Origin of the sequence: Streptomyces sp. NPDC001351 (assembly GCF_042896045.1) — a bacterium.
GTDB lineage: Bacteria > Actinomycetota > Actinomycetes > Streptomycetales > Streptomycetaceae > Streptomyces.
The window spans coordinates 80,065-90,636 of sequence record NZ_JBIAWS010000026.1 but is presented as its reverse complement, the minus strand read 5'-3'; the positions used below and the strand labels follow the sequence as shown (position 1 = coordinate 90,636).

11 protein-coding genes are annotated in these 10,572 nt (G+C 67.6%); 3 read left to right on the top strand and 8 right to left on the bottom strand.

Going from position 1 to position 10,572, the window contains the following annotated elements; translation table 11 throughout:
• Window positions 1-162: 162 nt before the first annotated feature.
• Window positions 163-930, bottom strand: a complete 768-nt coding sequence (locus ACFY1U_RS49405; RefSeq protein WP_390700661.1) for a transposase — start codon at window positions 928-930, stop codon at window positions 163-165.
• A 110-nt stretch (window positions 931-1,040) separates the two neighbouring features.
• Here ACFY1U_RS49405 and ACFY1U_RS49400 point away from each other — a divergent pair, with 110 nt between their 5' ends.
• Window positions 1,041-1,532, top strand: a complete 492-nt coding sequence (locus ACFY1U_RS49400) for a hypothetical protein (RefSeq protein WP_390700660.1) — start codon at window positions 1,041-1,043, stop codon at window positions 1,530-1,532.
• A gap of 113 nt (window positions 1,533-1,645) precedes the next feature.
• On the opposite strand, the gene ACFY1U_RS49395 is transcribed toward ACFY1U_RS49400, so the two are convergent.
• Window positions 1,646-2,050: an STAS domain-containing protein gene (locus ACFY1U_RS49395; RefSeq protein WP_390700659.1), complete on the bottom strand. Its 405-nt coding sequence runs from the start codon at window positions 2,048-2,050 to the stop codon at window positions 1,646-1,648.
• A 275-nt stretch (window positions 2,051-2,325) separates the two neighbouring features.
• On the opposite strand from ACFY1U_RS49395, the gene ACFY1U_RS49390 reads away from it, so the two are divergent.
• Window positions 2,326-2,853 carry a transposase family protein gene (locus ACFY1U_RS49390; protein ID WP_390700658.1) on the top strand — a complete coding sequence of 176 codons (528 nt, stop codon included), beginning with the start codon at window positions 2,326-2,328 and terminating at the stop codon, window positions 2,851-2,853.
• Between the two features lie 954 nt (window positions 2,854-3,807).
• Here the strand turns inward: ACFY1U_RS49390 and ACFY1U_RS49385 are convergent.
• The 6 genes from ACFY1U_RS49385 to ACFY1U_RS49360 form a co-directional block, all read right to left on the bottom strand.
• Window positions 3,808-3,957, bottom strand: coding sequence for a DUF6207 family protein (locus ACFY1U_RS49385; RefSeq protein WP_390700657.1), 150 nt, complete (start codon window positions 3,955-3,957; stop codon window positions 3,808-3,810).
• Between the two features lie 166 nt (window positions 3,958-4,123).
• On the bottom strand, window positions 4,124-4,327 hold the full coding sequence (locus tag ACFY1U_RS49380; RefSeq protein ID WP_390700656.1) for a hypothetical protein: 204 nt from the start codon (window positions 4,325-4,327) through the stop codon (window positions 4,124-4,126).
• A gap of 16 nt (window positions 4,328-4,343) precedes the next feature.
• On the bottom strand, window positions 4,344-5,765 hold the full coding sequence (locus ACFY1U_RS49375; protein WP_390700655.1) for a hypothetical protein: 1,422 nt from the start codon (window positions 5,763-5,765) through the stop codon (window positions 4,344-4,346).
• 490 nt (window positions 5,766-6,255) lie between these two features.
• A complete protein-coding gene (locus ACFY1U_RS49370; RefSeq protein ID WP_390700654.1) occupies window positions 6,256-6,747 on the bottom strand; it encodes a hypothetical protein in 492 nt (163 codons plus the stop codon).
• A 180-nt stretch (window positions 6,748-6,927) separates the two neighbouring features.
• A complete protein-coding gene (locus tag ACFY1U_RS49365; protein ID WP_390700653.1) occupies window positions 6,928-7,299 on the bottom strand; it encodes a fic family toxin-antitoxin system, toxin component in 372 nt (123 codons plus the stop codon).
• Window positions 7,296-7,553, bottom strand: coding sequence for a hypothetical protein (locus tag ACFY1U_RS49360; RefSeq protein ID WP_390700652.1), 258 nt, complete (start codon window positions 7,551-7,553; stop codon window positions 7,296-7,298). Before ACFY1U_RS49360 ends, ACFY1U_RS49365 begins: the two co-directional genes overlap by 4 nt.
• 86 nt (window positions 7,554-7,639) lie before the next feature.
• Here ACFY1U_RS49360 and ligA point away from each other — a divergent pair, with 86 nt between their 5' ends.
• Window positions 7,640-9,739, top strand: a complete 2,100-nt coding sequence (gene ligA, locus ACFY1U_RS49355) for an NAD-dependent DNA ligase LigA (RefSeq protein ID WP_390700651.1) — start codon at window positions 7,640-7,642, stop codon at window positions 9,737-9,739.
• Window positions 9,740-10,572: the final 833 nt, after the last annotated feature.

The window sequence follows — 10,572 nt, the reverse complement described above, 5'->3', positions numbered from 1 at the left end:
GACGTCCACACACCCCGCAAGACGACCACCACCACGTCCCGGAATAAGAAGTCGGGCACTCCGCGACCTCGCCGCACAGGTTAAAGATCAAGCTAAAGGCTGTCCCGTAAGTGATCTTCGATTTGGGTGTGGACGAGGTCCGGTGCGCTACGAACTCGTCGCCTATCCAGCGAGGGCGAGGTTGTGCAGCCGTGCGATGCCGAGCAGCGCGTGGTGGACACCGTCGCCCTTGAGGCGGCAATCGCGCAGGATCTTCCAGCATTTCATCCGGGCGAAGGTGTGCTCGACGCGGGCGCGAACCCGCTTGTGAGAGCGGTTGTTCTCCTCCTTCCAGGCCGGGAGTTCTCTGCCTTTCTGGCGGCGGTGCGGGATGACCAGGCCGGTGCCTTGGTAGCCGCCGTCGGCGATCGTCATCGTGGCGCCGACGGCGGTACTGGCACCAGATTCCTCCCAGCCGCGGGAGTCGTGTCGGTTACCGGGCAAGGGCCGGCCGACCACGACAACCAGACGGGTGTCGGCGTCGATGACGACCTGGTGGGCGGTGGAGTAGCGGTAGTTTTTGGACTGCTCGGCGATCGTGCGGTCGCGGGTGGGCACGAGGGTGCCGTCCACGATGAGCACGGTGTCCTTGCGGAACCGCTGGCGTGGCTGGAGGGCCAGTAGCGGGCCGAGATGGTCGATGATCCGATCGGCCGCCGACTTCGAGACACCGAACAGCGGCGCGAGCTGCCGCATGGTCAAGTTCGTGCGCCAGTACGCCGTGACCAGCAGGATGCGATCCTCCAGCGACAGACTCCAAGGTCGGCCGCGCTGTCGGTCTGCGGTCTGCTCGCGCCGTACTGCGGCTACCAACTTGCCGAAGCAGCGCGGGCTCAGCCCTGTGAAGGGGGCTATCCAGGACGACACCGACGCCGTGATCACACCAGCCACACCGTGATCGTTTCACTCTGGGCGAGGTTGCTGAGCGACAAGCGGGATTCACGGATCAGCAACCAGCATCTACCTACCTCTCGGGCCGGGGTCCACCCAGAATGCTGCCCATGGGCGACGAAGAGCGGAACGAGGCAGAGGAACCGACATTCCTGTCGGCCGCAGCCGAGGTGGCTCGGCTGCTGGACCTCGACAATGCGGCGGGCATGCCGGAAGGCCGACGCGCGCGGCACCTGGCCCATGCGGTGCGCAAGCCACTACTCGAACGCGCCAGCCTGTCCGAGGAGTTCTTCGCACCGCTGATGGCCGCAGCCGTCTACGACCCTGACCCCAGCTTCTGCCGTTGGTTCATCGAGCCCGCGCTCTACGCATTCGGGCGCCGGCGAGTCACGGCGGCCCTGCTCAACTACGCGCTGACGGGCACGGACGCGGAGCAAGCGGGCGCCAAGCGGGCCTGGTACTGCGCCCACTTGCCGCTGCGTGCCGACCGGTCACCGGCCTACGCGCCCAGTGGAAGTCGCGATCCGGCTCTCGACGACTCCCATGACGTGGTGGATAAGTGGCTGCAGTGCACCACCTCACCCGACCGCAACGGACCCTGATCCCGCGCACGCGGTTACGGGACAAGCTTTAATCGCGCAATTCCTCCCCGCGGCGGCGGGGAGGAATTATCGCGATCAGGCCCTGTGGGCATCGTCTGACTCTGGTCGATCTGCTATCGAGCCGCCTTGCCCGTCGTGGTGCTCACATTCTCACCGCCCTGACCGAGGAGCGCTTCACAGGCCGCGTCCGTGCTGTCGAATATCCGGCAGCTCATGCCGACCCCGGTCAGGTCGAGCAGACGTCGCACCACTTGACTCGGCGCCGCCAGGGACACGGATCCGTCGATACTCCGAACCTCATTTACGGCTCGTATGATGACGCCCAGCCCAGAGGAATCCATGAACGGCACTTCCGCCAAGTCCAGCACCAGGTGACGGCGTCCATGCACTACCTGACCGGCGAGCTGGTGCTGCAGGACGAGACCCGTGTCGACGTCCAGCTCCCCACTGACGGTGATGATCGCGGCGTCGGAGCCGATCACGGACACCTCGACACTCAAACCTGCAGGCTCGGTCACAAGCCCTCCTCGAACGAGATACACACGGCAGCAGCTCTGCTACCCCATCCGACCACCTTCATCCACGGACCCACCACAGCAGGCTCCTCTCCCACAGGAAGAAGTCGGCGATGCCATCCCCACGCCAACGGCCAGCACATGAGATCAGCCCCCTGACAGCCACCCCGACAGCACTCAAAAAAACTCTGCCTGTCGGCGGTCTTTGACAGTGGGTTCTGGATCACTTTCAGTGCCGGGGCCACCGAGGGTCACCACAAGCGCGATCATGAACGGCCGTGAGTGATGTGCTCCTCCAGGACCTGTGGTTCCACCAGGTCGACGGCGTAGTGATCGAAAACGCAGTGATCGAGGGCGAGTTGGTGGTCGTACGGGCCCGCGCATCGGCAGAGCGTGCCGCGTGTCCCGCGTGCCGGACGGTGTCGGCCCGGGTGCACAGCCGATACGTGCGCCGCCTTGCCGACACTGCGGTCGCCGGGCGTCCCGTGTTGATCGAGTTACAGGTCCGGCGGTTCCGCTGCCGTGACCGCGTCTGCCGGCAGGCCACGTACGTCGAGCAGGTGGAGGGACTCACCTTCCGGCATGGGCGGCGAAGCTCCGGGCTGCAGACGGTGCTGCAAGAGGCAGGGGTGATGCTCGGTGGCCGGGCCGGCTACCGCCTGGCGACCACGCTCGCGGTCCGGGCGAGCCGGTCGACACTCCTGCGGCTGATACGCCGCCTGCCGGAGCCGAAGTACACACGCCGCGGGAGCTCGGAGTGGACGAGTTTGCCCTGCGCAAGGGACAAAACTACGGCACGATCCTGATTCGCCTCCCTCAAGAATTTCTTCACCAGCAGCGGTAAGGAACTGGCACCGCACGTTCTGTGGGATCCGTTCACCGGTGCGTTCGCCCGGTTCTTCCCCGCAACATCCCGCAGCAAGTCGCTCAGGGATCTGTCCGGCGGCACTCGTACCAACCGCGCCGGCAAGGTCGTCATCCAGATCGAGGCCCTTTTCTTCCCGCACTGCCGCCTCAACGGCAAGGTGTTCGCGAAGCTCACGGACACCCCGTGCAAGGGCTGGGACGAGCTGAACGCGTGGGTGCGCTCCTGGGGCGTTCCGGACAACTGGCCCATGGGCCGTGCGGCCGATTCACCGCGCATTGCTCTGTGAGTGTGTGGCAGTCTCAGGGCGGCTGGTACGCACACGCGCACGTCCCTGAACACGACCACGTCGATCCCGGCTCATGGCCGGCATACGTGGAGGCCAGGCATCCCGTCGGCGCCGGCGCTCCGGCCCATCACCGTCCCAGAACCCGAGCCGTTACTCGGTTCTTCTTGCTTCAGTACCGGCGTGGAAACCGGCACTCACCGCCGTGAGGCTGTGACACGTCGGTACTGAACTAGCCTCATTCCGCCGACCTTCGCGGAGCACCACCAGGCCGGTACGGCGACGACGCCGTATGACGTGGTCGCCGACATGTGCGCAGCGATCAACTATGTGCGTAGCCGTTACCGCGTCAACAATTCCGGTTCGAACTTCGCCGCCCATCAGGCAATCCGACCCCCACCGGCCGCCCCACCCGTACTGAACGACAAGCCGACGCACGCGGTCGGCGAGGCCGGTGCACCATTTTTCCGGCGCCCAGGCCCTCGTCCTTCCCATTGGCTCAAAGCGCCTGCTGTCTTTGGGCACCGAGGACGTGATGCTCAGCGTTTCCCAGACCAGCGGGGACCTGCGGCAGCGCGTCGGTGTGCGCATCCGAGCCGACTGGCTGATTCAAGTCCGGGTAGCAGCGCAGCCGTACACCGGGCTGGCCACGTCGTGCGTCGTACGCTCTGCTGTCGCTGTCGCCCACCGGTCGGCGAGCAGTTGCTGGAAGGCCACGGCCGTGGCGTCGTCCGCGGCCGCGATGTCGACGACAAGCATCTGCGTCTGCCTGGAAACCGACGCCGCAGCTACAGACCGGACGAGGCGGCGAGGGCCCGTCCGGCAGATCATGCTGATGGCGGCGACCCGCAGACGGCGGGCTTGACAACCTCGACAAGACACCGCCCATTTCCTGCCTCTTGGCCAGCCGGACACGCCCGGGCGGTCACTTCCCGGTGAAGCGGACCCGGCGGAGTCTGCGCCGGCCATCCTCGTCGCGCTCGACGACGTGGGTGGCGTCGGGTGGCAGTTCCTCTCCTTCCAGGACGGCCTGGCCGCGGGCGAGGAGGTCGTCGATGAACCGTTCCTCCGCCTGCCGCTCGGCTGCCTTGGCCGGGTCCTCCTCGCCCTCTTCGTGGTTGGTGGTCACTGTGGTGGCGTTCCTCTCAGGGCGCGGCGAACAGAACCCGGTCGAGGCTGAGTTCACCCGATTCCGTTCGGGCGACGGCGTGCGTATGGGTCCTGGTACCGTCCACGACGGGCGCCGCAGGGGTGAGGACGTCGTCGGGTACCTCGACACGGCCCTGCCGGAAGAGGTCTTCGACAAAGGACAGGGCGGCCCGTTCCGGGTTCGCGACTTGCTCGAGTTCGCCGCCCTCGGGCGCCGCCCCCGCCACACGGAATCTCGGCTCCTGCGCGGGAACGCGTACGGAGAACACATCGGTCAGACCGAACCGTTCGCCCGGAACGGTGGTCTCGTCCAGCGGCGCGAGGAGCCCTGGTTCCGGTTCGGCGACAGCCGTGAGTTGCTCTTCCGCGAGGGTGGCCATCGAAATCGCCTCGCCCGGCGAGAGGATGCCGTGGCGGATGAACGCAGCGCTGAGGGCCGGTACGTGTGCCCCGCCGTACAGTGTCTGGTCGGCGGCGAGCATGTGGGCGGCGGTCTGTGCGTAGAAGCGGGGCACCACCGGGGTGGTGCGCAGTGCGGCCACCAGCAGGCTGCCCATGACGTCGCCGGCCTTGACGAGTCCCGCACCGTCGCGGTTTTGCTGCTGCCGGAAGACGCCGGCCAGGCCTTCAAAGAACGCTCCGGTGAAGATCCTCGAGAAATAGTGCGGTTCGCTGGAGAGCTGATTCGCCGGGGCGAGCGGCGGGAGAGCGATCGGGTCTTGGTAGAACCAGCTGTTCGCCGCGTTGCGCAGGCAGTCGGCTTCGACCTTGTCCGGGGCGCTCTGGCGGATGGCCCAGCCGAGTTGCTCCGCCAGGCGTGACAACCGGGACGACTGTGCCGGGTTCCCGTGCGTCTCGGCGAGGACGTCGTCTGCCAACGATCCGACCTCCAAGGACGCGAGGATGGCGCTCATGTCCCCGAACGCCTCGTGGAAGGCGGCGACCTCGGCGCTGAAGGCCCCCCAAAGGTCGGGGCGCAGGGCGTCCAGGATCGCATGGCCGGTCTCGTGGCAGGCAACGTCCGGGCTCTCCCCGGAATGCACCGTCACGCCGGCGACAGCGTGCCGGAAGAACTTCAGTCCCTCCCGGTCGTAGTAGGCGTTGAGCAGGTCACCGAAGTCGAGAGTGGCCTCCAGCACGGAACCGACATCCGGGTTCCACGTGGTTCCCGCAGGAAGGTGCTTGCCCCAGAACGTCGCGGCGCGACTGAGGGCGTCGACCGCGGCCCAGTACCGGAACTCCTCGCTGCCGGGATAGTCGCCGCTCTGCGCGGGCCGCGCCCCGGCGACAGCGACCGCCAAGGGTCCGGCACTGCCGTTGGGAATCGGACGCTGGATCGGCTGCCTTGCCGCCGGCGGCTGGCCGGGATCGTCCTCCCAGGTCCGAATGGTCTGCGTCTTGGTGTCGGGCTGTGTCATCGCCGCCTCCTTCGACTGAGGCTCGCAGGCGAGGGTCGGCAACGCCGGCACAGGTCTCACCCGCGTTCCTGAGAAGCGCGCAAGCCGCATCGGCTGCGCTGCCCTGCGGCAGGCACCACACGAGAGAGGGGACGCAGACTACCGACCCGCCAGGTGGGAGGACCGGCGGTTACGGGCGGCACAATTGCCAGGCAGGACTTGGCCGTTCTCTGCTTCCATCGTGCGCCTGAACCAGTTGATCCGCATCCCGGACAGGCCGCGCTCACAGACATCCTCAGCGCCTGCCCGAACAGCCCCAAGGTCACGCTCGCCCGCTGGACGAAAGTCCGGCCCGCCGCTACGGGGGAAAGCGGCGGGCCGAGCGGCTGCACGGTGCCACAGCCTCGCACGCTGCGTATGCAGCGGCAGCGAGAAGCTGTGCAGAGACTCCTTTGTTGATCTCGAACGACTCTGGTGGGCGGCGTTGCTGATCGAGGCTTCTCTGAACGAGCTAATCAGGGGCTCTGGACGGCAGTAGCAGTGGTGAAGCCACCTTCGGGCGCAACCCTGTTCCAAGGTCGGCCGCTAGGTGGAGCCGAAGCCGTTCAGCAGCGACGGAGAGGGTTTCCAGAACATCGTTCGTGACTGGTGTGTCGTCGTCGGACTGCCGTCCACCGGCTTTGTCGAGGGCATCCATCATCTTGAAGTACGCGTCCTTGGTCTCTTGCGAGAAGAGGAAACCGCCGACCTCGAAGTACCACGAATGGCACTTCTCGATGAGACGAATCAGGTCTGTCCGCGTCGGCTGAAGCCGCCAGTAACGCGGGATTGCTCCGGTTTCCTGCCAGAGCTTCCGGTAGGCCATGAGCCTCTCAGCCCGCAGGTCCTTGTCGTAGCTGTGCTCGAGTTCCTCACGAAGTTTCCAGCGTGTGGTCAGCCATGTGAGGACACCGCCGACCAGAGAACCGATGAGACCCCCGAGGAGTCCGATCCACAGCTGCATTGAATCCTCACAATGCCGGCGACACGCTGCAACGAGAATCTCGGGAAGTGCAGCTCATGTCTGCACTGTGGGCAGGTGGGACCGGCTTGAGTACCTCGACTGTGCCCCCTGCCCCACGCGTTCGATCGCATGCCCTTGCGACGCTCAGGACGGGCCCTCGGGGGCCGGCGCTTAGGTGCGTCAGGGCTTCCAGGTGCGGAGCATGGCGGCGATCCCTGCAGCGGTGGTACGCGGGCTGTTCAACTCGTGGGCGAGCGCGGTCAGTTGCTCGCGGGTCGGGTTGACGGGGACGTTGCTGGCTTCGAGGTACATGACGGCGACGGCGCAGGCGACCGTGAGGTTCGAGCGCTCCAGCCAGCGGCAGCGGCCCAGGGTGTGGACCAGAGCGGCGGCCCGCGCGTAGGGGCCGTCGTAGACCGGGGTGTCGAGGAGCTCGCCGCGGTGGCGGGCGACGGCGGCGATGGGCACGCCGTAGTCGTCGGCGGCCGGGTCACGCTGCCCGGCGCGTTCGGCGGCTTCGAGGATCCAGGACTCGTCGATGTGCAGGATCACGCGGCCGCACCCGGCTGCGGCTGGGCGTAGGGGGCGTCGAGCTGCTGCTCCAGGTCGTCGAGGAAGGCGCCGTGCTGGTCGATGAGACGCTGCGCGGCGCTCATGCCGGCGGCGCGGGTGCCGGTGGTGTCCTCGATGATGAGCCGTTCGACGTAGCGGTTGAAGTCCAGCCCGCGGGCGGCCGCGGCGTCCTTGCCGGCGGCGAGGACCTCGGGTTCCAGCCGGACCTGGGTCTGCTTCTTCTGTGCGGTCACACCTTCAAGGTAGCAGGGTGGTAGCAGCATGGCGAACCTCTGACGCGGAGAGTCCGTTGTCAGTGGTGACGTGCAGGATGGCGGGCATGACCACACCAGCTGCAGTGATCGTGGATGCCGCCGCCTACGTGCAGGCGGTCGAGGACACGGTGAAGGCGTCGACCGCCTACTACACGGGGGGCACGTCCGTACTGGACGACGACGCCTACGACCGGCTGATGCGTGGCATCGCCGCGTGGGAGGCAGATCATCCTGATCAGGTGCTGCCCGAGTCGCCGACGGGCAAGGTCGCCGGCGGCGCCGTGGAGGGCGATGTCCCGCACACGGTGGCGATGCTGAGCCTGGACAACGTGTTCTCGCCGGAAGAGTTCACCGCCTGGACCGCCTCCCTGGCCCGCCGCATCGGACACGACATCGAACGGTTCAGTGCCGAACCGAAGCTGGACGGACTCGCGGTCGCCGCCCGCTACACGCGCGGCCGCCTGAGACAGCTGATCACCCGGGGGGACGGGACGGCCGGGGAGGACGTCTCGCACGCGATCGGCACCATCGAGGGCCTGCCGACCGAACTCGCCGAGCCGGTCACCGTGGAAGTCCGGGGCGAGGTCCTGATGACGACCGCCCAGTTCGAGCACGCGAACGAGGTGCGTACCTCGCACGGCGGGCAGCCGTTCGCCAATCCGCGCGGCGCCTCTGCGGGCACCCTGCGTGCCAAGGAGCGCGCCTACACCGTGCCGATGACGTTCTTCGGCTACGGCCTGCTCCCCCTGGCCGACACCGACACCGAACTCGCCGCACGGCTGGGCGGGGGCGCGCACAGCGAACTGATGGCGCAGGCCGCCGCGTACGGGATCAACACCACCGCTGCTACCGCGGTGCCCGGCACGACCGCCGACACCGTCGATCAGGTGCTGGCCCGGGTCCAGGAGATCGCCGCGCTGCGGGCCGAGCTGCCGTTCGGGATCGACGGTATCGTCATCAAAGCCGACCTGGCCGCCGACCAGCAGGCGGCAGGTTCAGGAACGCGGGCCCCGCGCTGGGCGATCGCCTACAAACTGCCGGCCGTCGAGAAGATCACCAGACTGCTCGAGGTGGAATGGAACGTCGGCCGCACCGGCATCATCGCCCCGCGCGCCGTGCTGGAACCCGTCGAGATCGACGGCGCCACCATCACCTACGCCACCCTGCACAACCCGGCCGACATCACCCGCCGCGACCTGCGCCTGGGCGACCATGTCATGGTCCACCGCGCCGGCGACGTCATCCCGCGCATCGAAGCACCCGTCGCCCATCTGCGCACCGGCAACGAGCAGACCATCGCCTTCCCCGAGGTGTGCCCGCGCTGCGGATCCGGCATCGACTCCAGCCAGGAACGCTGGCGGTGCGAACAGGGCCGCAACTGCCACCTTGTCGCCTCCCTCTCGTACGCCGCAGGTCGCGACCAGCTCGACATCGAAGGCCTGGGCGCCACCCGCGTCGTCCAGCTCGTCGAGGCCGGCCTCGTGGCCGATCTCGCCGACCTGTTCACCCTCACCCGCGAGCAGCTCCTGGGCCTGGAACGGATGGGCGCAACGAGCACCGACAACCTCCTCGCCGCGATCAGCGCGGCCAAGGGACAGCCGCTGTCGCGGGTGCTGTGCGCGCTCGGGGTGCGCGGTACCGGTCGCTCCATGTCTCGCCGTATCGCCCGGCACTTCGCCACGATGGACCACATCCGCGCCGCGGACGCGGAATCGATACAGCAGGTGGAGGGCATCGGCACCGAGAAGGCCCCTTCGATCGTCGCCGAACTCGCCGAACTGGCCCCGCTCATCGACAAGCTCGCCGCCGCAGGGGTGAACATGACCGAACCGGGAACCACCCCGCCTACGTCGACCACCGGAGACACCGGCGCCGACGGCGGGAGTACGGAGAGCGGGGATACGGCGGCAGGCGGGCCGCTGGCCGGCATGACGGTCGTGGTCACCGGGGCGATGACCGGTGCGCTGGAAAAGCTCAGCCGCAACCAGATGAACGAGCTCATCGAACGCGCCGGCGGCCGCTCCTCCTCCAGCGTCTCCAAGAAGACCACCCTGGTCGTCGCCGGCGACGGCGCAGGATCCAAGCTGGCCAAGGCCGAAACCCTCGGCATCCGCCTGTCCACCCCGGACGAATTCGCCGCCTTGGTCGCCGACTTCGTCGACTGACCCCCGGCAGGTGTGCCCCAGCTCACCATCGCAGAGGCGACCGGCCGGGAACACTCCAGGGTGGTTGACCGTTCATCAATATGTGGCTGCGGAGGGGACAGTGTCCCCGGGCCTCACCAATAGCCCATGGGGACGATCGTCCGGCTGAAGCCCCATGGAGCCTTTCGCCGAGAGGCGACCGCCCTCCGCACGTCACCGCGTTACGGCCCCGGCTGGTCTCCCCCGTCCAGCCGGGGCTTTCGCGTGCCGACGGCCGACGCTGCCCGGTCGGGAACACCCTGGTCGTTAGCGGCGGCCTTCAACCCCTGCTCGTCTCAGCCGAGGTGGAGGGTGGCCAGGGCGGTGGTCCAGTCGGTGACGATCGCCTTCTGCGCGGCCGCGAGCGTGATCTGGCCCTTGCAGACCGTGGTGTGCAGCTTCGGCTCCACCAGGCCTTCTTATTGTTCACCCCGGAACCCTTGTGATCAGGGTCGGCGTGCTCCACCCACAGTTCCGGTAGGTGACTGGCAACGCATCACCCAGGTCCAGGCCCAGGTCGTCGAGGCCGGGCTTCCAAAGGAGAGGCCGGGCTTCCAAAGGAACTGCGCGCCTCGCTCCCCCCCCCGTTCCGCCCCACGACACTGCGGGACACCACCATTTTGCGCGAATACCAGCACCGCACCGTTGAAGAACTGATCGCACGGGCCGACCGCCGCTGGTACGCCTGGGACTTCGCCTCAACCGCCGACCGACACCTCCACCGGCGGAGCAGGACTGACCCACCCCGTGGGCGCCGCCATACGCCTCATAGCCTCCCACCGATGTCCCATCAGCAAGTGCGGCCGCGAATGCCC